We start from the raw sequence: 20,614 nt of genomic DNA on the forward strand, positions 1-20,614 counted from the left end.
CGGTCACTCGATCAGTGCGACACCGGATCTGGCGTAGAGTTGGCCTGATGGCAGACGGGGGAGGCTCGCGCCGCCGAGAGGAGCGATGGTGAAGATCGGCTTGCTGTATTCGCTCACGGGCCCGCAGTCGGAGATGGAACGATCCATTTTCGACGGCGCGGCGCTCGCTGTGCACGAGATCAATGCCGGTGGCGGTGTGCGTGGCGCGGAACTCGAATTCGCGGTGTTCGACGATCGCTCCGAAGTGGGGCTGTCGGTGGCCGGAATCGATCATCTGTGCCGCACGGAAGGCGTCGACATCATCGTCGGCGGATACACCTCTGCCAGCCGCGTGGCGATGATTCCGGCGGTGCACGCCCATCGCGCGCTGCTGATGTATCCCACCTATTTCGAAGGTGAGGAAACCGATCACCGAGTATTCTATTGTGGGGCGGCCCCCAATCAATATCTGGCCGATTACCTCGGGTGGATCGCGGGCAACCTCGGCCGCCACGTCTACGTGGTCGGCTCGGACTACATCTATCCGCGGGTATTGGCCGAGGCGGTGCAGCGATTGGGCGGGCGCTGGGACATCGAAACCGTCGGAAATCGCTATGTGCCGCTCCGTGAGACCTCCTTCGCCGATGTCGTGCGCGACATCGAGCGGGTGCGACCCGACGTGGTCATCTCCAATATCGTCGGCCTGGAATCGACCACCGCCTTTTACACCGAATTCCACCGTGCCGGTTTCGATTCCGGCACGTTGCCGATCGCCGCGACGGTCACCACGCCCATCGACCTCGAGCACATGTCGCCCGAGGTCGGTGACGGGCACTACATGGTGGGTACCTATTTCTCCGCGATCGACTCCGACGCCAACAGGGCCTATCGGCGAGCCCTGCTCGAGGTCAGAGGCCAACGCCGCGCCCACGCCGCGCAGGTCGGCGCCTACAACGCGGTGCACGCGGTGCGGCTGGCCGCGGAGGTGGCCCGCACGACTGACGCGGCCGGGATCGCCGAGGCGCTGCTCGGCATTCGGTTCGACGGAAATCCCGAGGGCCTGCCGTTCTGCTTCCGGAGCAACCACTACAGCGCGCATCCGTCGTATGTCGGCCGGGCCGTCGGCGGCGAATACGATGTAGTCGCCGAATTCGCACCGCGGCTGCCCGAGCCTTGGTGGCTCAGCCGCGATCCGCTATTCGCGGCGTTGTGATTCGCGCAGTGACAATGCCAGATAGAAGTCGACGCGGTCGGCCATGGACTGGATTCCGCGGCCGGTGAGCCGCTCGATGCGGGTCAGCCGATAGCGCAGAGTGTTGATGTGGATGCCCAATTCGTTAGCGGTGGCTGCCCACTGGCAGTCGAGGGCGAGGAATGTGCGCAGCGTCTCCAGATAGTGCGAGCCCTTGGTCTCGTCGTAGGTGAGCACCGGTTGCAGCAGCACGCGGTGCAATGATTGGGCCATCGCGGGATCGGTGGCCAGCAGGGTCGTGCTCAACGGCGCGGGCAGCGCGATCTTGGGTGCCGCGGGCGCGGTGGAGCGGGCGTGGCGGTCGGCCAGGTGCCTGGCATTGATCAGTCCGCGCACCAGGTCGTCACCGGAGCCGACCAGACACGAGCTGGTGCCGATGGAGAGGTCGTGTCCGTACCGATGTGCGAACAGTCCGCGGAGCACGGCCAGATTCTGGTCGAAATCCGCCGCGGTGCCGGTTGTCGCGTCCTCCATGGTGATCAACGCGTACGCGCCGTTGCCGTGTTTGCCGCAGACGCTGGTACCGCCGGTGTGCAGCCCGAGGTCCCGCAGTGCGGTGACCAGTGTGTTCTCGGTCTCCGATGTTGGTATCACCACCGCGACCGCTCGCACGCGCGCGCCGGGAATCAGGCCGAGTGAGCGCGCCCACGGCTCGAGCGCCGCAGAGGCGACCTTCGCCTCGAGCAGTTCCCGGATCAGCGCGTCCTCGGATTCCCGGCGGGCGGATCGGGCCACCTCGACCGACTTGATCTGGGTATCGAGGTCACCGACGAGCTGGGCGAAGCGCCCCGGATTCAGTCGTGTGCGTTCGGGATTGGCGAGGGCGAGGTCGATGCCCGACTCGGGGAGAACCGCGTGTATCGCGGCGGGCGGATTCGAGCCGCCACGCACGGTCTCGGGTGCGCGCGCGACGATCTTGCCCACGAGATCCAGATCAGTCGCGGACGAACCGAGGACGCACCCTTGCAATACCAGCCAGACTTTGATGCTGCTGTCGGCGGCGAACCCGTCGACGGTTTCCCGAATGGCGGTCGCCGCGGAGGGCTGCGCTTGCCCGGAGGCGATCCGCTCGAGCGGGACCCCTTTCGGCAGAAGCAGCACCGGTAGCGCGTGCTCGACGCAGGCGGTGACGAATTCGGAGGGCAGGAGTCGATCGTCGTCGTCCACCAGGACAGCCACCGCGCCCGCCGATCGAAGAATGTCCGCCGTCTCCGCGAGCGCATCGAGCGACGTCCAAACGCGCGACCGGATGTAGACGATCCGGGCGCTCATCGGTTCGTCCGACGACATCGTGTCGAACGCGCACACCCCGTGCACCGGTTCGAGCCGGGCCCGCTCGGCCACCTCGGGCATCAGCGGTCGCAGGCCCGCATGAGCGACCAACTCGCCCAATGTAGCCATTCCGACCCCCTCTCGGGTGCGCACGTAGGCACGAGTATGGCCGCAAACGGCGACTCCGGCTCAGCGGAGCGGTGTCCCCGGCCCGTCGGCAGGCTGGGCGAGCGCGCTGTGCACGCGTCGCCGTGCGGCTGCCGCGGCGGCGGCGTATACGGCCGCGCGCGCCCCGAGCAGATAGTAGGTCGCCACCACGCTGGTGAGGGCCGGTTCAGCACGTTTGCGGCGTTCGAGCAGTCAGTCCGGGAAGTAGCTACCCGACCGCAGCTTCGGGATCGCCACGTCTGTCGCCGTGATCGCTACAACCCTGCGTTCACCAGCGCTTGGGACTGCCCCGAGTTCGGTTGACTCGCGGGTGTGGTGATTCAGGCCGCCAGCGCGGGCTGGTCTATTGTCTCAAACTCGATCAGGGTGAGTCTGCCGAGTCGGCGTTGCCGGCGGGTGCGGTGGTAGGTCCTCTCGATCCAGACCACGATCGCTAGGCGGAGTTCGTCGCGGGTCGACCACCGTTGCCGGTCGAGGACGTTCTTCTGCAGCAGCGCGAAGAACGACGCCATCGCGGCGTTGTCGCCGCATGCTCCGACGCGGCCCATCGATCCTGGTAACCCCTTGCTCGACAACGAGTTCACGAACTTCCGAGACCGAAATTGACTGCCCCTGTCCGAATGTAGGACCGTTGCGGTGGGCGAGCGGAGAGCGACCGCGTGGTTCAACGCCGACACCGCGAGCGACGCTTTCATCCGTGAATCGATCCAGTACCCGACGATCCGGTTGGAGAACACGTCCTCGATCGCACACAAGTACAGCTTGCCCTCACTGGCGTGTTCGGTGATATCGGTCAGCCACACCGAATCCGCTGTCGCCGCGGTGAATCGACGCCCGACGAGATCGTCGTGGACCGGCGGACCTGCCTTGCGGTTCACTCCGCGCTTCTTGGCGAACAGGCTCCAGATCCGCTGCTGTGAACACAATCTGGCGACGCGGCTCTCGCCGGTGCGGATGCCGCGGGCGGGTAGTTCGTCGGCGATGAATCGGTAGCCGAACGCCGGGTCGTCGGCATGGATGTCGTAGGCGGCGTTGATCAGATGCGCGTCATCCCAATCGCGTTGCGAGACGGGCTGTTTCTTCCATTTGTAGGACGCTTGCGGGGAGAATCCGAGTACCCGGCAGGTCACCGTGACAGGGATCTTGTCAGCGGCCAGGTCGAGGACCAGCGGGTAGGTCTGTAATGGTCTTGGCTTCTTGCTCCAGCTGCCTGATCCGCTTGCGTGCCTCGCGCAGCTCGGCGGACTCGTCGCGGGTGGTTCCGCGGCGGAACTTCTCGGGATAGGGCTTGGGCATGTCGATGATCCTTTCACTGCGAAGACGCATCCTCACAGGTCAGGAGTCAACCGAACCAGGGGCAGTCCCGCACTCATCCCGACTTTCGTGATCGGCCCGCGCCGCGGCTTGCTCCGTGGACAGTTTGTTCGCGGTGATACCCACGGTCGCGCCGCGGTGGACGGCCCACACTGTGTAACGGTTTGCGGCTCGATGGAACCGAGGATCGAACGGCCGCGATGTTCGCCGCGCGGCCACGGTGAGAGCTGGAGAGTTGGGCATGCTGTTGATCGACCGATTGCTGACCGCGACCGAGCAGGGTGGCCTGTTGCGCAGCGAGGTTGCCGCGGGGTTGTCCGCGCGGCAACGCCGGCTGCCGTCCCGGTTGCTATTCGACTACCGCGGCATCCGGTTGCGGCAGGATATGGCGAGGTTGCCGCAATTCTATTCGGCGCGATGTGAATCCGAGATCCTGGCCGCCCGTGCCGGGGCGATCGCGGGCGCGACCGGTGCGGTCACCTTGCTCGAACTGGGGCCACGTTCGCCGGAGGTGTCGCGCATGCTGGTCGCCGGGCTGGCCGCCACGCTGCAGGTCTATGTCCCGGTGGAGCAGAGCCGGGCGGCTCTGGTCGCGGGCGCTGCTGCGATCGCGCGGCACAGTCCTCGGCTGGCGATACGGGCACTGGTGGCCGATTTCGCGAGTGAGCTGCACCTGCTGCCCGCGCGGGGCGGTCGGCTGATCGCCCTGCTCGGCGGGATGTTCGGTGGTATGGCCGCCGGCGAGCGTTCCGATGTGCTGCGTCGGCTGCGTGACACGATGGAATGGGACGATGCCCTGCTGGTCGGGGTCGATATGGTGGATGACCCACAGCGGCTCGTCGCGGCCCGTACCGACGAGTTCGGGGTCAATGCCGCCTTCACCCGGAATATCCTGCACGTCGTCGACCGGGAATTCGTCGCGACTTTCGCGCCCGAACTGTTCGATCCGACCGTGGCATGGAATCCGGATCTGTCGCAGCTGGAACTCGGGCTGCGCGCCAGGTGCGGGCACCGGGTCGATATAGACGCGCTCGATATGACGGTCGAGCTGGCCGCGGGCTCCGAGATCCGCACCGAGACGGTCGCGACGTTCGGGCACGGAGAGCTCGAATCCGAGTTCACTGCGGTCGATCTCGAAATAGATCGGATGTGGACGGACTCGCGCGGTGACTACGCGCTCGTACTCGTTCGGCCGCCGGGGTGAGGGAGGTCAGCGCCGGGCATACACCTCCCCGGTCGTGGTGAAGTAGGTTTCCAGGCGGGTCCGGACGGTGGCGCGGGCGCGGTGCAGGATCACCCGCTGGTTCACCGCGGTGATGCCGAGCAGCGCGCAGACCTCGTCGGAGGAATAGCCTTCCGCGTCTCTGAGTATCAGTACGGTCCGGCTACGGTCGGGCAGATCGGTCATCGCCGCGGCGATGACCGCGCGCATTTCGGCGCGCTCGGCCTCGGTTTCGGGTTCCGATCGGCCTCGCGGCTCCTGGCCGGTGCGCCAGTGTCCGGGGTAGGGGTCGTCGACGGTCCGGAAGCGGGTGGCATCGGCTGCCGGGCCGCTGGCCTCGGGAAGCAGGCTGGTGAACGGGACGGTCCGGCGTTCCTTGATGCCTCGCTTCTTCGCCGTGTTCACCAGGATGCGGAACACCCAGGTCTTGAGCGCGGCGCGGCCTTCGAAGCCGTCGATGCCGCGAATGACCGCGATCCAAGTGTCCTGAACGACTTCCTCGGCGGAGGCGGGGGTGGAGACGAACGATTGCGCGAGTCGCAGCATGGGCGCCGACCATGTGTCCAGGACCAGTGCGAACGCGGTGTCATCGCCGCCACGCAACCTGCCGACCAAGACCTCGTCGGCAGGGAGGGCGTCGGTGTTCACGGACTCTCCTCGCTCTGGTCCAGGGGGCGGCCGGCTACGGCCCGGTGCCCGACGCGATCATCAGATCGGCGGCCACGGCACCGAAGAGGCCACTCGATACGGCGGCGACGGTCGCGATGTCGTCGACATGATCGACATCGGTCAAAGTGGATAGCAGCGTGATGTCGAAACCGTTGGCGGCAAGCGTCTCTCGGGTGAGTTCGCCGGTGCGGTGGGTCGACATCGGGACGTCGGTGAGCAGCCGGGCCGCGCGCGGGTCGGTGAGTCCCAGCGCCCACCAGCCGCCGTCGGTGGCCGGGCCCAGAACCGCGTCCCGGCCGGACACCAGATGCCCGGCCGCGCCGGCGAGCAGTTCCGGTGTGATCTGCGGGGTGTCCATGCCGATCTGGAGTACAGGCAGGCCGAACTGGGCAGCATCGGTGTGGGCATTGGCCAGACGTTCGCCGAACGTTCGCCCTCGCTGCGGCACAACCTCGAAGTCGACCAGTTCGCGCTCGATTTCGGCCGAATATTGGGCGTCGGCGAGTTCGCCCGTCCAGGCCACGACCGCGCGGCGTGCGCCGCTGGCGCGTACCGCGGCGAGGGTGTCGAGCAAGGCGGCGGCGGCCAGCTTCGCCGCGTCGGTGGGTCGTAGCGGCGGTGTCAACCTGGTCTTTGCGAATCCCGCGATCGGCGCTTTCGCGACCACGAGCACTGTTGTCTCCACGATGCCCCGGCGGTTCACCGGACACTCCAGAAGTCGCGGGCGGCCCGCAGGGTACCCATCAGCGACCCCGAGACCTTGGAGACACCGTGGCTTCTCGGACGGTAGCTGATATCGCGTTCGACGACTCGCCAACCCGCCGATGCGGCACCGGCCAGTAGGGCCAGCGGATAGCCCGATCGTGGATGCAGCGGACCCAGCCGCGCCAGCTCTGCGCGACGGACAACGCGCATCGCGGCCAGGTCGTACACCTCGAGGCCGTAGCGGCGGCGTAACCAGCTCGCCAGTATTCGGTTGCCCAGCCTGGCGTGCCACGGCCAGGCGCCGGGCACCGGCCGGCGCCGTCCCGCGACCATGGTGACCCCGGGAGTGAGATCGGCTACGAGACAAGGCAATTCGGCGGGGTTCATGGAGCCGTCGCCGTCGAGTACCGCGACCAGCTCCGTTGCCGACGCATCCACCCCGGCCTGGACGGCGCTGCCGTAGCCCGGTCTCGTTTCGGTGATCACGCGGGCGCCACCGGCCTTCGCGACGGTCGCGGTCGCGTCGGTCGAACCGTTGTCCACGACGATCACCTCGTAACCGGCCGGAATCGCCGCGAGGACGCTCGGCAGGGCACCCGCCTCGTTTCTACAGGGCAGCACGACGGTCACCCGCTGTGTGTTCTCTCCACCGTTCACACTTTCGACCGTAGGATCGATCCGGCGAAAACGGGCCGCTGGAACCGGTGACGAAACTGTGACGCCGCGAGTTCACGGGTGTGCGGCGCGGGTAGCGGAACATACCGTGAGGCGGTGCGGAATTCCACTGACCCTGCGGTGCGCCGGTCGCGGACCGGGCGTATCGATTTGTACGGCGCGCTCGGTGCCGCCATCCTGGTGGCGCTGGCTTTCGTGGTTCCTCATCTCGCGGACGACCGGTGGCGGGACAGCCTCTACGCGGCGGCTGCCCCGATCTTCGGCTCCTGGGAGCCGCATTGGGGCTGGGGTACGGGTCCGGCGATCGCGATCGGTGTACTGGTCACGGTGTACGGGCCCGGCCTCGCAGGACGAATGTCGTGGCGTTGGCTGTTGCCGGCGGTCTGGCTGACGGCACTGGCCTGGTCGTTCGCGCTGGCCATGGTGGACGGCTGGCAGCGCGGTTTCGCCGGGCGGTTGACGACCGGTCACGAATACCTCCACGAGGTCGGTGGCGTATCGAGTATCGGTGCGATGCTGCGCGGCTTCGCCGACCGGATCCTCGACTTCCAGCCCGATTCCTGGACCACCCACGTGTCCGGGCATCCACCGGGTGCGCTCCTGACGTTCGTGCTGCTGGATCGGGCGGGGTTGGGCGGCGGTACCTGGGCGGCGCTGGTGTGTACCGCAGTCGGCTGCAGTGCGGCGGTGGCGGTGGTGGTGGCGATCCGGGCGCTCGGCGCGCCGGAGCGGGCGCGCGCCGTGGCACCGTTCCTCGCGCTGGCACCGGCCGCGATCTGGCTCGCGGTCTCCGCGGATGCGCTGTTCACGGGTGTGAGCGCCTGGGCGGTCGCCTTGCTCGCCCTCGCGGTCGAGCCCGGCCGGCGCCGACCGGCGGTCGCCTTCGGAGCAGGCATCTTGTTCGGGTACAGCGTCTATCTGAATTACGGCTTGATACTGATGGCGATCCCCGCCGCCGCGGTGCTCATGCTGCGCGGTGTACGCGGTGCGTGGCCCGCGGCGGTGGGAGCATTGACAGTGGTCGCGCTGTTCACACTGTCCGGTTTCTGGTGGCTCGACGGCTACCACCTTGTCGTCGAGCGCTATTACCAGGGCATCGCCACCACGCGGCCGGCGTCGTACTGGGTCTGGGGCAACCTGGCGGCCACCGTGTGCGCAGTCGGCCTGGCCTCGGCCGCGGGGGCCACGCGGTTGTCGGGTAATCTCGGGCTGCCGCGGTCGCCACGGTTTTCGGGAAGCGCCGCAGCGGCATTGCGTGACTGGCGCGGACGAGTCGATCCTGCCGCGTTGATGGCTGCCGCCGGCTTGCTCGCCCTGCTCGTCGCCGATATCAGCCTGCTGAGCAAAGCCGAGACCGAGCGGATTTGGCTGCCGTTCGACATTTGGGTGCTGGCCTGCACAGCACTGCTGCCCGTGCGGACGGCGCGGCGGTGGCTGGCGGTGCAGGTCGTAGGCACACTGCTGATAGCCCATCTGATCCTGACGAATTGGTGAATCGACCTATGCGCATCCTGATTGCCGACGACGACCCGGTGGTCCGCGAGGTGGTGCGGCGTTACCTCGAACGGGACGGAATGGAAGTTGTCGAGGCGGCCGACGGCGAAACCGCGTCGGCGGCGTTGAGCGGCGATGATATCGATCTCGCGATTCTCGATCTGATGATGCCCCCACCGGACGGCATCGCCCTGTGCTTGAGCGTCCGTGGCGGTGCCCGGCCCGATATTCCGATCATCATGCTCACCGCACTCGGCGAGGAGGACGACCGGGTGGTCGGGCTACGCGCCGGCGCCGACGACTATGTCACCAAACCGTTCAGCCCACGGGAACTGGCGCTGCGGGTGGCATCGGTGCTGCGCCGTAGCCACGCCATCGCACCGGCCGGTGAAATGGTCCTCCGGAGCGGCCCGCTCGAAGTGCGCGGTGCCGCGCGAACCGTCCACATCCGGGGAACCGTTATCGACCTGACCGCGCGGGAGTTCGACCTGCTGGCCTTCCTGCTGGCCAACCAGCAGCGGGTATTCAGCCGCACCGAATTGCTCGCGCGGGTATGGGGCTGGACTTTCGGCGACCAGTCGACGGTTACGGTGCACATCAAGCGGTTGCGCGCCAAGCTCGGCGATGCCCACCGGATCGATACGGTGTGGGGTCGCGGTTATGCCTGGGGCCGGGTCGAGGGCGGGGCGTGAAGGGATGCCTGACGACACTTTCGGCCTGATCGGGCTCGCGCTGGTCGGTACCCTGCCGGTTGTCGCGGCGGGTGCCTTGACGTTGCGGCTGCTCCGGAATCGGATGCTGCGCGCGACGCTGGTGATCCTGGTCCTGATCCCAGCCCTGGCCACCTTGACGGGTTTCGTCGCAGTGAGCGGATTGATGTTCACCGATGAGCTCGGCCGTGTCGCGGTGGTGCTCGCCGTGGTCACCGCGGTGACGGTGCCGGCGGCGGTTCTGCTCGGCCAGGCACAGGCCCGCCGGCTGGTGTGGGAGAAGCAGATGCTCGAGCAGGAGCGTGCCGCCGAGCGCTCGCGCCGGGAACTGATCGCGTGGGTCAGTCATGACCTGCGTACGCCGCTGGCCGGTATCCGTGCGATGGGCGAGGCATTGGCCGACGGTGTGGTGGACGCCGAGGCCGATATCGCGCGGTACGGGCGGCAGATCGTGCGCGACACCACGCGGCTTTCGGCGATGGTCGGCGATTTGTTCGAGATGGCGAAGATCAACGCCGGGGCGCTGCATCTACACCTGGAGCCCATCGATCTGCGCGAACTCGTCGACGAAGTGTGCGCGGCGAACGAACCGGCAGCGCGGCGCGCCCAGCTGACACTGTCAGCCCGGCAACCGCCGACCCGGATCATGGTGGCGGGTAGCGACCAGGCACTGACCCGAGTGCTCACCAATCTCGTCGGCAACGCGATCGCGCATACACCGCCCGGCGGCCGCATCGAAATCACCGCGGGTGCCGACGACGGTCAGGCATGGGCCCGGGTGGAAGATACGGGGCCCGGCATCGCGGCCGGTGATCTACCGCGGATCTTCGAGGCGGGATACCGGGGTACCGCGGCACGCTCACCCGGTGTCGGTGCGCCGTCGGGCGGCGGTATGGGTCTGGCCATCGCCGCCGGACTCCTGTCGGTGCACTCCGGAACCATCACCGCGACGAATCAGGAATCGGGCGCCCGCCTCGAGATCCGCCTGCCGCAACTGGCCGGTAGGCACTGACGCTCACCAGGCCGGCGCGCCCGCACCGGCGGTGGCGCGTAGCGGCGAATGGGCAAATTCGGCCAATCCGGGCTCGGGGCCGATTGAGGCGGTGAATCCGAGGAGCTGATGCGCGCGTTCCGGGCTGGCGACGATATGGCGGACATCGCCGGGCCGGTATTCCCCGGTGACGACCGGGTCGGGACCGGAGTGTGCCGCGGCGAGTAGCCTGGCGACCTCGCCGATGGCGATGGGCCGTCCCGAGGCGATATTCAACGCGACGAACCCTTGCATCGGGCGCTCGGCGGCGGCGAGGTTGGCCGCGGCGATATCGCGGACGTGCACGAAATCGCGCATCTGGCAGCCGTCCTCGAAGACCCGCGGGGACTGGCCGGCCGCGAGTGCCGAGCGGAACAGTGCGGCGACCCCGGAATACGGTGTGTCCCTAGGCATTCCGTCGCCGTACACGTTGTGATATCGCAGGGCGGTGACGGCAGACTCGGTCGCGGTTGCCCAAGCGGCGGCGTAGTGTTCCTGCGCGACCTTGCTTGCCGCGTAGAGACTGCGTGGGCGAACCGGCGTGTCCTCGCCCACCGGCTCCCAGCCGAGGGCTTCGCCGGTTTGTGGGTCACGGTGCTCGAAGAAGCCGCGGTCGAGGTCGGCCCTGATGCGCGGTGCTGGAACCCGGGATTCGAAACCGCTTGTGCAGTAGAGACCTTCGCCGTAGACCACCATGGATGACGCAAGTACGAGACGCCGACATCCCGCGCGGGTCATCGCTGCCAGCAGCACCGCCGTGCCGAGATCGTTGTGACTGGCATAGGCCGGCGCGTCCTGCGCGCTCACTCCCGCGCCGACGACGGCGGCCTGGTGACACACCACATCTATGCCGGTGAGCTGGTTGTCGAGTGCGGCAGGCACGCGAATATCGATGCGTTCGACACCTTCCGGCGGATTCACGGCCGGGCCGTGTGCGGCCGTGAGCATCAGATCGATCGCGACCACTTCGTGTCCGGCAGCTTCCATGATGTGCCGGATATGGGACCCGATGAAGCCGGCCGCGCCGGTCAAGAGCACTCGCATGAGTTCGAGTCTGGCTCGGCGCTTCCGGATTTCCTAGCGAATCCGCTGCGCCGGCGCCATCGGTAATAATTCCGTCACATCTGTGGGCCCGCGAATGTCAGTGTTTGGTCACAGTTCCACGGTTCCTTGCGACAGGTTTGTGGGGAATGCTGGGAGCGCATTGCTGGAAGTGAACGAAACCACAGGGAGGCCGGAATGGCGGTAACCGTTGCCGAGCGCGTTCGGCACCGCGTCGAGCGGTTCCACGGTGAGTGCGTGGCGGGGGAGTGGTGTGGCCGGTATCCGCTGCGCAGCAGGCCATCTGCGCCCGGTGACATCGTGCTGAACAGCAATGATTACCTGGCTATAGGCCGAGACCCGCGAATCGCGGCGGCAGTGTGCGCGGCGGTGCGTGACCCTTCGCCCTGGCGCGACCACAACGCACACCGGGCGCGTGCCGACCTGGAGGACGCGCTGGCCGCATACGCGTCCACGCAGACCGCGGTGCTGTGCCAATCGGGGTGGGAGGCCAATATCGGATTGCTGCAATCCATCGCCGACCGCGAAACTCCTGTGTATATCGACGCGCGCTCGCATATGTCGCTGTATTACGGGGCGCGGGCGGCGGGGGCGCCGGTGTATTCCTTCCGGCGCAATTCGCTCGATGATCTCCGCGCGTTGATCTCCTCGTACGGTCCGGGCATTATCGCGGTGGACGCCATCGACAGCACCGGAGGCAGCCGCGCCGCACTGGCTTCCTTGTGTACGGTGGCCGAGGAATCTGGTGGCCTGCTGGTCGTGGACGAATCGCATGCGCTGGGTGTCATCGGCCCGGAGGGTGCGGGCATGGTGGTGGCGCTCGGGCTCACCGACCGGGTGGCCTATCGCACCGCGAGTTTGGCCAAGGCGTTCACCGGCCGCGCGGGACTCGTACTCACCGACGATCCTCACTTCGCCGACTACTTCCGGATGCGAGCGGCGCCCGCGGTGTTCTCCTCCGCTGTGCGTGACCCCGATATCGCTGCGCTCACCGCGACGCTCGCGGTGATCACGGACGCCGCGTCGCGACGTGCCCGGCTAGAGGTGGTGGGAGTGCGAATCCGAAGAGCATTGGGAGCCATGGGTTTCGAGTTGGTGGGAGTGGCTGGTCACCTCGTATCGCTGCCGACCGGGTCCGTGTTGCATGCGATCGCGGTGCGTGACCGCCTGGAAGCCGGTGGCGTGTTCGGCTCCCTCTTCTGGCCACCCGCGACCCCCGATGAGGACACGCTGATCCGTTTCTCGCTGCACGCGGCCCTGACCGATACACAGGTCGGGCAGGTCATCGACGCTTGCCGGGACGTCGCGGATACCTTCGGTCCGATACCGCCCGCACCGGACTCGCCTCGGCTCGTACGTTCCGAACCGGGTGTCAACCACGTTCGAGTGTGATTCGAGCGGCCGGACCTACTCGCCGCAGGGAAGAAGGCCGAGTCCCGCCTTCCGTAGCTGGGCGGTTCCCGAGCCGCGTTTCGGACTACAGCCGGTATAACGAGTCGCCGGTGTCGAGTCACTCGTCCACAGTGCGTGTCCGCTGACGAGGGACGTGCCGTTTCGATCACAGAACGGACGATCTCATGGCCATCAAGACCACTCGGCGCCACGTCCTCGGGTTGCTCGCGTTGGGTCTGGCCGCCGCCTTGGCGGTCGGCCTCTACCTGTTCCAGCCCTGGCGGGGTGTTCACCACCGTCCGGGTCGATGAGACCGCGGTTGTCGCACCGGACGGCGGAACGGTGCGCACGATCGCTTCGGGTTCCTTCCTGTCACCGGAGCATTCGACATCGGGTGCCGCGCTGCTCCAAGCGCCCGACGGCACGGTCACTCTGCGGCTCGCCGACCTGCGCACCTCCCACGGCCCCGCCCTGCGCGTATGGCTCAGCGATCAGCCGGTGGAGCCCCGGTCTGGGTCGCAATCTCGACGACGGCAGGTGTCACATGTCGGCCGATCCGAGCCGGAACGTGACCGCACACTGTGCCGGCCGGGGCCGTAAACGTTACGCGACGACCGCTGGATCAGCGGTCGCGGAAGATCGCAGGCAGTGTGGTGTCAGTGACGCGCGCGGTACCACCGGCGGCCGAGATCGAAGGCCACCAGGGTCCACACGGTGCCGATCGCCACCAGCAGGCCCATCCCGAAGTTGCGGTCCAGGACGGTCGGATTCGCCGGGTTGGCGTCTTCACGTCCCACCACGGGTATCGAGAGCACGGCCAGTGTGAGGGTGCACACCGCGCCGACGGTGACCGGTGCCCACCAGCTCACGGGGAGGATGCGCCGGGCGGCGAGGCCGAGGCCGGCGCACAACGGTGCGAGTACCGCATCGTGCAGCAGGATCCCGGCGGCGAACCACCAGGCAAGCGAGATCTGATCGGCCGGGCCCAGTTCGAGCACCAGGGTCATCCCGTACCAGCCGAGCCAGATTCCGCTGAGTAGCAGCAGTACTCGTGTGGCCGTCATACCTGCACCTCGATCGCGGAAAGCCACTTGGTCTGGAGTACACCGGGCCGGGTTGGTGCGATCAGGCGGCACGGGTAGCCATGGTCGAGGTCGAGGTCCTCGCCGTTGAGCCGGAGCGCGACCAAGGTCGCCGAATCGACGACATGGGTCTCCGGTAGCAGTGAGCGGTTGTAGAGCCCGCTGGGTTCGAGCGAACGGAATTCGACGTCGCCGCCGCGGTATTCGCCCACCGCGGCGAGCAGATCCCGCACCCGGATACCGGACCAGTGTGCCGAAGCGCTCCAGCCCTCCACACACGCCAGCGGAATCTCGGCTTCGGTCTGGGGCAGGGCCACCAGTTCGGCGTAGGTGAACCGGTGTGTCCGGTCGCCCACGATGATTTGCAGGCGGTACCCGGCAGACCGGGCCAGCTCCGACACGCCGGCCTCGTTCGCCGTGCGATTCACCGGGAGCCCCTGCGGCCCGTCGCCGCTACGCGGTGCGAGGACCGAGATCCGGCGAAGTATCGGCACCGTCTGCCCGGCGATTGCCACCCCGGCGACGACGGCCGCGGCGCCGGCGGCGACGAGCACGCTGCGGCGGCCGGCGATACCGGCCTCGTCCGGCGGCGATCCCGCGGTCGATGTGTCCGGCCGGGCGAGCGCGGAACGTACTACCGGGAGTTTGACCGCGAGATGGACGGCGAGCGCGCCGAACGAGACGAAGGCCATCGCGTAGTGGGTGGTGGTGAAGAAGAACTTCCAGGGATAGAACTGGGCCGTATTGAACAGGCCGGTGATCAGCTGGAAGATCATCGACCCCACGAGTACGGCGATGGAGCCGCGTTCGAGCAGGTGCAGCGGGTTCCCGATGAGGGGGCGCGCGAACAGGCGCGGGAATACCGCCCACAGCTTCACCAGCAGTAGCGGAATCGCCACCACCCCCGCCACCACATGCGCGCCCTGGGTGAACCGATACAGCCAGACCGGGTTGGCCGGCCACCAGAACCACGCGGGCGGATGCTGGACCCAGTGGCTGATCAGTCCGGTGACGAAACAGATCGTGACGGCGATGCCGAGCGCGATGCCGACCCGGGACGCCACGGCTGCCGAACGCGCGGGCGAGATCTGTTCTGCGACGACGCCGGGTAGCAGCAGCGCGGATCCGGGTGGGCTCTGTTCTCGCTCGGCAGGTGGTGGTGGCGGCGCGGGCGTGGGGCGGTTGTGCTCGGTCATTCGGGCTGCTCCATTCGGGTGGTGTCACGCGGTAGCCGATCGGCACCATTGGTCGGCAACTACTCGTATCGACCCCGGACCCGCCCGATTCGTTACGCGCCTCGGCGATCCGATTCCGTCTCGAAGGAAGCACCGGCCATGACCCTCCCCACCCCATCGCGCCCTCGTACGAAGGCACACCGGAGTTCAACGGGTGCCTCGCCCGGACGGCGTCCGCCGCTCTGCGTGATCCCTTGGTAATCTCCCGGATTCGGCTGCGCGATACAGCTCCGGGATCCCCGGTTGTGCACGTCCCCCCCGACTCGGCGCCGACCGCCGGGCCGGACAGCGAGCCCTTCGACCCCGAAGCTTTTCGATGAAATAGTCGGTCGGACAGGGCATCGAGTGCTCGAGACGGCGCGTATCGAGGAGAACAGGGTGGGCCGCGACAGCCTCGTCATGGCGGTGCGGACGACGGGCAACCTGTCGAGTCGGGCCGGTTTCGTGCGGCCGATGATCCCTATCCGGGCCATTGGCGGGCCGGCCACGAACCGCAGCGGTGGTCGGAACCCGAGTAGGCCGCCGAACGTGCCGAGATCATGCGCGTGGTCGGACACGCGCTGTCCGGCCTTCCCGAGCGGAGCCGGGTCCTGCTCGTGCTGCGCGATATGGAGGGCTACTCCTCCGCCGAGGTTTGCGAGCTGCTCGACATCTCGCCCGGCAACCAGCGAGTTATCCTGCATCGTGCCCGAGCAGTCGTGCGTGGAAGACTGGAGAGGTATTTCGGCGCGACCGAGGAGGTGCAGCGATGAATTGTGACGAGTTGGTCGAACTGGTCACGGCATTTCTCGAAGGTGCGCTGGACCCGGCCACCGAGCAACGCGTCGTTGCGCACCTCGCCGAATGCGACGGATGTGAAACCTATATCGCGCAGTTCCGGCAAACCATCGCACTCGTCGGCGAACTACCACCGCCCGAGACGCTGCCCGCGAACGTACGCGCGGACCTGTTGACGGCATTCCGACACTGGTCACGCTGATCGAACGCGAGACTCCGTTCGAGTCGTCGCTGTCCGGTCTCCTGGATCGGCACGAACGGTGTAGCCGGAGGGAACGGCACCACGGATATCGGGGGTGCCACGAGAGGCGCCGGCTCCGGACGGCACAGCGACGCTGTGTGGTGCCGGTCTCGCCCCGCGCGCGAGCAGCAGCATGGAATGCTGTGCTCGGCCGAGATCAGGCCAGAGAAGCCGATACCCATGATGCCTTGTCCCGCATTCGGTTTGGGGCGCTCACCGGTACTCCGGATTCTCGAAGTCGAATCGACAACCCGCGTCCCACTCTGTGCGCTGGTTACCGCGGGCAGGTATGCCGTCACTCTCCGCGAGCAGACGAGCCAGGTGCATGAGGTTCCACGTCATGAAGGTGGTATTGCGGTTGGTGAAGTCGTTACCCGGCCCGCCGGAGCCAGGGTCCAGATAGGAAGGCCCCGGCCCGGATTCGCCGATCCATCCCGCGTCGGCCTGCGGCGGAACGGTGTAGCCGAGATGTTGCAGGCTGTACAGGATGTTCATCGCACAATGTTTGACACCGTCCTCGTTACCGGTCAGCAGGCAACCGCCGACACGGCCGTAATAGGCGTACTGACCACGGTCATTGAGAAGTCCCGAGTTCCCGTACAACCGTTCGACGACCCTTTTCATCACCGAACTGTTGTCCCCCAACCAAATCGGCCCGGCCAAAACCAGTATGTGCGCATCCATCACCTGACGTTGCAGCTCCGGCCAGTCATCGACAGCCCAGCCGTGCGCCGACATATCGGGCTGGACGCCCGTGGCGATCTCGTGGTCGATCGCGCGGATCTGCGAGACCCGCACGCCGTTCTTCGCCATGATCGCTGCGCTAGCGTCGATGAGTCCCTGGGTATGGCTGGGTTCGGGAGACCGCTTCAGGGTGCAGTTGATGAACAGGGCACGCAGGTCGTCGAAATCCGTCATGGTGCTCAGTGCCGCAGTCCGGCGTTATCGTTACGCGCGATGACCGGCACGCAACATGGTTTCGGCTCGCCTTGTCGATCGCGACATACCTGGCGGACACAACTCTCGCCCGCCAGGTACTCGCGGCCACGGCCGACGGGACCGGGAGCGCGCGCACGCCTGGGCGTACCTCCGGGCCGTGAAGAGGTCGCCTGGCCCGTCGAGGACGGGCGGCTCGCCGATATCGGCGCGTACCGCGAGGTCGTTGCGGCCCTGTCGTGAGCCGGGATCCGTTACGGGATGTGCGCCTCGATGAACGAGTACTGCTCCGGCGTGGACACGATCTGATCCAGGGTGAGCCCGGCGGCGGCGATGAGCTCCGCGAACTCGGTGGCGCTGCGTTCTTTGCCGGTGTTCATGCCAAGCATGGTCAGGTCGATCAGTTTGGTGGCGTGCGGTTCGTCGCCGGGTGGAACGAGACCCTCGATCAGCACCACCCGCGCGCCTGGCGCCGCGGCACTTTTGATGGAGTGCAGGATACGGATACAGGAGGCGTCGTCCCAGTCGTGCATGATCGCTGCCAGCACGTAGACATCGGCGGACGGTACGGACTCGAAGAAGTCCCCGGAAACAGTGTCGATGCGATCGGTCATCCCGAGCTCTGTGAGCTTCTTGCGTGCGGTCTCGACTATCTCGGGCAGGTCGAAGAGGATTCCGCGGCGAGTCGGCTCGGAACGCAACAGGCGGGCCAGAATAGTGCCGTCGGCTCCGCCGATATCGGCGACGATATCGCCTGCGGGAAGGCGGTAGTTCTCGAACATCCGGTCGCGCAGCCCGCCGGTTAGACCGGCCATCGCCTGGCTCTGCAACTCTGCCATGCCGGGGGTCGCGACGACCCAATCGAAGAAGGGCTGCCCCAGATACCGCTGGGCCGCCGGTGTGCCGGTCCGGGCGGTGTTCAGCAGCTCGCTGAACGGAAGGTAGTGCGTCTCCATCCAGTACCGGGCGATATCTCGGAGGGAATCGGGCCGCTGGGTGGACAGAATGGCGCCGAGGGGCGTGGTCTCCACCGTGTCCTGGTCCGACCCGCGGAAGATCCCGAGCGGGGCCAGACTCCGCACGAGCCGGCGCAACACCTCGGGTCGCGCGCCGCAGGTGGCCGCGAGATCATCGATGGTCCGGGGCCCGGCGTCGAGGTGGGTGGCGATATCCAGTTCGGCCACCACGTACAGTGCTTGCGAGATCTGAAAGCCGGCCAGTAGCTGGATCATGGTCGCGACCGAGGATGATTGCGGCGGCACGCCGGTGCCGGCTGATTCGAGCACGGGTGTGTTCTCCATGTGTGTCCTTCCACCGGGACGGTGCCCGGTTGCGCAATGAACTATCGGCCCTTCGAGGCGAACCCGGCGTCGATACCGGTCCGTGGCGTGGGCTGCGCCGCCACAAGCGCGACGGTAGCGAAATCAGCTCTGGCTCGCAGAGTTCGGCGACGCCGTTATGGCGGTGCCCGAACGCCGGTGGGGCCCCGTCGATACCTGGGGTCAGCAGGCGAATCAGTTCCGGCCCGGCACTTCCGGGCGCACTTCACCGGCGACACTGCCGTCACACTTTTGTCACAACTCGTGAAGGGGTAGCCCTCAGGTAAGGGTGCCCGTGTCGGCCGGGTGAACATGTCTCGACGTCCCCGACGACACCGGTCGCGCGGTGTGTCACCGCCGACCGGCGCGACTCCGATCAGGCGGGGATGGAGCTGACGAGGCCGCCGTCGACGATCAGATCCTGGCCGTTGACATAGCCGGCCGCGTCGGAGGCCAGAAAGGCCACCACCTCGGCTACCTCGGCGGCGCGGCCGAAGCGGTGGGCCGGGACTCGGCCTCTGCTCGCCGCGGCCACCGGCTCCGGGAGTTCGGCCTCGGGGTACATGGGGGTGTCGATGTAGCCGGGACTGACCGAGTTGACTCGGATACCGCGCGGGGCGAGATCGGCAGCCAGGGTGCGGGACAGGTTGTGGGCGGCGGCCTTGGTGGCCGAGTACAGCGACAGCACGTCGACGCCCCGGTGCAGGGTCCACGAGGCATTGATGACGACCGCGCCGCCGGCGGGCATGAGCGGCAACGCCTTCTGGATCGTGAAGAACACCCCTTTGAAGTTGACCGCTACCACCTGATCGAAATCGTCCTCGGTGATCTCGGCGCTCGGCTTGAACACCCCCACCCCGGCGTTGGCGAAGACGATATCGATCCGGCCGTACCGTTCCCGGATCGCATCGATGAGCGCGTCCAGCGCCGACAGGTCGGCGACGTCGGCGACGACACCGAGCGCTCGCCCGCCCAGGTCCGCGACCGCCGCGTCCAGCCGACCCTGGTCCCGCCCCGTGATGACAACCCGTGCTCCGTCGCCGAGCAGTTGTCGCGCGGTGGCCATGCCCATGCCGCTTGTTCCGCCGGTGACCAGTGCGATCTTGTCGTTGAATCGAGTCATGAACACAGCCTGCGGGCGGTGCCGGCCCGGCAACAGAGCGAGTTGATCATGGGTGTGGCACCACCACGGAGCAGCCGCGCGCTCAGCCGACCGGCCGGTGCTCGCGCGTCAAAAGGTCCAACCGGTCCGCGGTCTCGGTGCCGGGTGCGGGGTTGTGCAGGACCAGGCAATGGCCGGGATGGTCGGGCAGGGGCAGTCGGGTGTAGTCGAAGACCATCTCGCCGACGTGCGGGTGGGTGACGAACTTGCGGCCCTGCCCCGTCTCGGTCACCTCGTGCTGGGCCCAAATCCGCGCGAACTCGGTACTGATCGCACTGAGGTGGGTCACCAGCCGCTGGAATTGCGGGTCCGCCGGATGCTTGCCCGCGTCCGCGCGGAAACGTGCCACCACGTCGGGCGCCGCCTGCTCCCAATGGGTGAACGCGGCACGGTAGCGACTGCTGGTGAAAAACGCCACCAAACAATTGTGGTCGCGGCCGCTGAACCCGAAGACGGTTCGCGCCATGCTGTTCACCGCTGCCAGACCCCAGTGCCTGTCCAAGATGTAGGCCGGTCGGGGCAACCAACCTTCCAAAAGGCGATGCAGTTTCGGATCGAGCGGACCGACCGCTCGAGGATCGGCGGGCGGCGGATTGAGCCCGGCGAGCCGATACAGATGCGCGCGTTCATGCGCGTCCAAGCGCAGGGCATCGGCGATCGCGTCGAGAACCTGAGCCGAGACCTTGATGTCGCGGCCCTGTTCCAACCAGGTGTACCAGGACACCCCCACCCCGGCTGACGTGTTATTAGTGCATACTATTTGGCCAGCGGAAATGCTGCAATTTGGAATCTGTGAGCCTTCCCGTAACTGTGCGGCCGACGGAAATGACCCAACGGGTGAGTCGGCACGATCGCCCCGCTGTGACCGGATCGTTACGTGTTGATCGGTTAGTCGGGGGACCAGCTGGACCACCCTGA

General features: G+C 67.1%; 20 protein-coding genes and 3 pseudogenes. 9 read left to right on the forward strand and 14 right to left on the reverse strand.

Features of this window, described 5'->3' with window-relative positions:
- Positions 1–85 precede the first annotated feature (85 nt).
- Positions 86–1,192, forward strand: a complete 1,107-nt coding sequence (locus BOX37_RS13800) for a transporter substrate-binding protein (RefSeq protein ID WP_206045825.1) — start codon at positions 86–88, stop codon at positions 1,190–1,192.
- Here the strand turns inward: BOX37_RS13800 and BOX37_RS13805 are convergent.
- From BOX37_RS13805 to BOX37_RS13810, 4 genes and pseudogenes are all read right to left on the reverse strand, one after another.
- On the reverse strand, positions 1,175–2,632 hold the full coding sequence (locus tag BOX37_RS13805) for a PucR family transcriptional regulator (RefSeq protein ID WP_071928001.1): 1,458 nt from the start codon (positions 2,630–2,632) through the stop codon (positions 1,175–1,177). The genes BOX37_RS13800 and BOX37_RS13805 overlap by 18 nt on opposite strands.
- A 60-nt stretch (positions 2,633–2,692) precedes the next feature.
- Positions 2,693–2,821, reverse strand: coding sequence for a hypothetical protein (locus tag BOX37_RS35790; RefSeq protein WP_276207278.1), 129 nt, complete (start codon positions 2,819–2,821; stop codon positions 2,693–2,695).
- Positions 2,795–2,911: pseudogene (locus BOX37_RS34905) on the reverse strand (transposase); the annotation flags it as partial. The pseudogene BOX37_RS34905 and the gene BOX37_RS35790, both read right to left, overlap by 27 nt.
- 80 nt (positions 2,912–2,991) lie before the next feature.
- Positions 2,992–3,922 (reverse strand): annotated as a pseudogene (locus BOX37_RS13810) (IS3 family transposase); the annotation flags it as partial.
- 304 nt (positions 3,923–4,226) lie between these two features.
- Here BOX37_RS13810 and BOX37_RS13815 point away from each other — a divergent pair.
- Entirely contained in the window at positions 4,227–5,189 is a 963-nt protein-coding gene (locus BOX37_RS13815) for an L-histidine N(alpha)-methyltransferase (protein WP_071928003.1), read from the forward strand.
- A 6-nt stretch (positions 5,190–5,195) separates the two neighbouring features.
- On the opposite strand, the gene BOX37_RS13820 is transcribed toward BOX37_RS13815, so the two are convergent.
- Genes BOX37_RS13820 through BOX37_RS13830 form a run of 3 tightly spaced genes read right to left on the reverse strand, consistent with a single transcriptional unit; the run spans position 5,196 to position 7,238 of the window.
- Positions 5,196–5,855, reverse strand: coding sequence for an RNA polymerase sigma factor (locus BOX37_RS13820; RefSeq protein ID WP_071928004.1), 660 nt, complete (start codon positions 5,853–5,855; stop codon positions 5,196–5,198).
- A 34-nt stretch (positions 5,856–5,889) separates the two neighbouring features.
- Positions 5,890–6,564 carry a TIGR04282 family arsenosugar biosynthesis glycosyltransferase gene (locus BOX37_RS13825; protein WP_071931477.1) on the reverse strand — a complete coding sequence of 225 codons (675 nt, stop codon included), beginning with the start codon at positions 6,562–6,564 and terminating at the stop codon, positions 5,890–5,892.
- An 11-nt stretch (positions 6,565–6,575) separates the two neighbouring features.
- Complete coding sequence (locus tag BOX37_RS13830; protein WP_071928005.1) at positions 6,576–7,238, reverse strand: glycosyltransferase family 2 protein; 663 nt, start codon at positions 7,236–7,238, stop codon at positions 6,576–6,578.
- Positions 7,239–7,352: 114 nt separating this feature from the next.
- Here BOX37_RS13830 and BOX37_RS13835 point away from each other — a divergent pair, with 114 nt between their 5' ends.
- From BOX37_RS13835 to BOX37_RS13845, 3 genes are read left to right on the forward strand one after another with little or no spacing between them, the layout of a single operon-like run.
- A complete protein-coding gene (locus BOX37_RS13835) occupies positions 7,353–8,750 on the forward strand; it encodes a hypothetical protein (RefSeq protein ID WP_240505338.1) in 1,398 nt (465 codons plus the stop codon).
- A gap of 8 nt (positions 8,751–8,758) precedes the next feature.
- Complete coding sequence (locus BOX37_RS13840; protein WP_071928006.1) at positions 8,759–9,442, forward strand: response regulator transcription factor; 684 nt, start codon at positions 8,759–8,761, stop codon at positions 9,440–9,442.
- A 4-nt stretch (positions 9,443–9,446) separates the two neighbouring features.
- Complete coding sequence (locus tag BOX37_RS13845; RefSeq protein WP_071928007.1) at positions 9,447–10,472, forward strand: sensor histidine kinase; 1,026 nt, start codon at positions 9,447–9,449, stop codon at positions 10,470–10,472.
- Between the two features lie 3 nt (positions 10,473–10,475).
- Here BOX37_RS13845 and BOX37_RS13850 read toward each other — a convergent pair whose 3' ends face one another.
- Positions 10,476–11,534, reverse strand: coding sequence for an NAD-dependent epimerase/dehydratase family protein (locus BOX37_RS13850; RefSeq protein ID WP_071928008.1), 1,059 nt, complete (start codon positions 11,532–11,534; stop codon positions 10,476–10,478).
- A 195-nt stretch (positions 11,535–11,729) separates the two neighbouring features.
- Here BOX37_RS13850 and BOX37_RS13855 point away from each other — a divergent pair, with 195 nt between their 5' ends.
- Positions 11,730–12,944: an aminotransferase class I/II-fold pyridoxal phosphate-dependent enzyme gene (locus BOX37_RS13855; protein ID WP_071928009.1), complete on the forward strand. Its 1,215-nt coding sequence runs from the start codon at positions 11,730–11,732 to the stop codon at positions 12,942–12,944.
- Between the two features lie 185 nt (positions 12,945–13,129).
- On the forward strand, positions 13,130–13,255 hold the full coding sequence (locus tag BOX37_RS35795) for a hypothetical protein (protein ID WP_276207252.1): 126 nt from the start codon (positions 13,130–13,132) through the stop codon (positions 13,253–13,255).
- A gap of 345 nt (positions 13,256–13,600) precedes the next feature.
- Here the strand turns inward: BOX37_RS35795 and BOX37_RS13865 are convergent, their stop codons facing one another.
- Both BOX37_RS13865 and BOX37_RS13870 read right to left on the reverse strand, forming a co-directional pair.
- Positions 13,601–14,008, reverse strand: coding sequence for a hypothetical protein (locus BOX37_RS13865; protein ID WP_071928011.1), 408 nt, complete (start codon positions 14,006–14,008; stop codon positions 13,601–13,603).
- Positions 14,005–15,222 (reverse strand): molybdopterin-dependent oxidoreductase, encoded by a 1,218-nt coding sequence (locus BOX37_RS13870; protein ID WP_084759633.1) that lies wholly within the window; start codon positions 15,220–15,222, stop codon positions 14,005–14,007. Before BOX37_RS13870 ends, BOX37_RS13865 begins: the two co-directional genes overlap by 4 nt.
- A gap of 572 nt (positions 15,223–15,794) precedes the next feature.
- On the opposite strand from BOX37_RS13870, the pseudogene BOX37_RS33965 reads away from it, so the two are divergent.
- Positions 15,795–16,013 (forward strand): annotated as a pseudogene (locus BOX37_RS33965) (RNA polymerase sigma factor); the annotation flags it as partial.
- Positions 16,014–16,024: 11 nt separating this feature from the next.
- On the forward strand, positions 16,025–16,240 hold the full coding sequence (locus BOX37_RS13880) for an anti-sigma factor family protein (protein ID WP_338039857.1): 216 nt from the start codon (positions 16,025–16,027) through the stop codon (positions 16,238–16,240).
- Positions 16,241–16,492: 252 nt separating this feature from the next.
- Here BOX37_RS13880 and BOX37_RS13885 read toward each other — a convergent pair whose 3' ends face one another.
- From BOX37_RS13885 to BOX37_RS13900, 4 genes are all read right to left on the reverse strand, one after another.
- Positions 16,493–17,197: a flavodoxin family protein gene (locus BOX37_RS13885; RefSeq protein ID WP_071928014.1), complete on the reverse strand. Its 705-nt coding sequence runs from the start codon at positions 17,195–17,197 to the stop codon at positions 16,493–16,495.
- 272 nt (positions 17,198–17,469) lie between these two features.
- Positions 17,470–18,516, reverse strand: coding sequence for a methyltransferase (locus BOX37_RS13890; protein WP_084759635.1), 1,047 nt, complete (start codon positions 18,514–18,516; stop codon positions 17,470–17,472).
- Between the two features lie 394 nt (positions 18,517–18,910).
- Positions 18,911–19,657 (reverse strand): SDR family NAD(P)-dependent oxidoreductase, encoded by a 747-nt coding sequence (locus BOX37_RS13895; protein ID WP_071931481.1) that lies wholly within the window; start codon positions 19,655–19,657, stop codon positions 18,911–18,913.
- 82 nt (positions 19,658–19,739) lie between these two features.
- Complete coding sequence (locus tag BOX37_RS13900; protein WP_240505339.1) at positions 19,740–20,420, reverse strand: helix-turn-helix transcriptional regulator; 681 nt, start codon at positions 20,418–20,420, stop codon at positions 19,740–19,742.
- Positions 20,421–20,614 lie beyond the last annotated feature (194 nt).

Origin of the sequence: Nocardia mangyaensis (assembly GCF_001886715.1) — a bacterium.
Lineage (GTDB): Bacteria > Actinomycetota > Actinomycetes > Mycobacteriales > Mycobacteriaceae > Nocardia > Nocardia mangyaensis.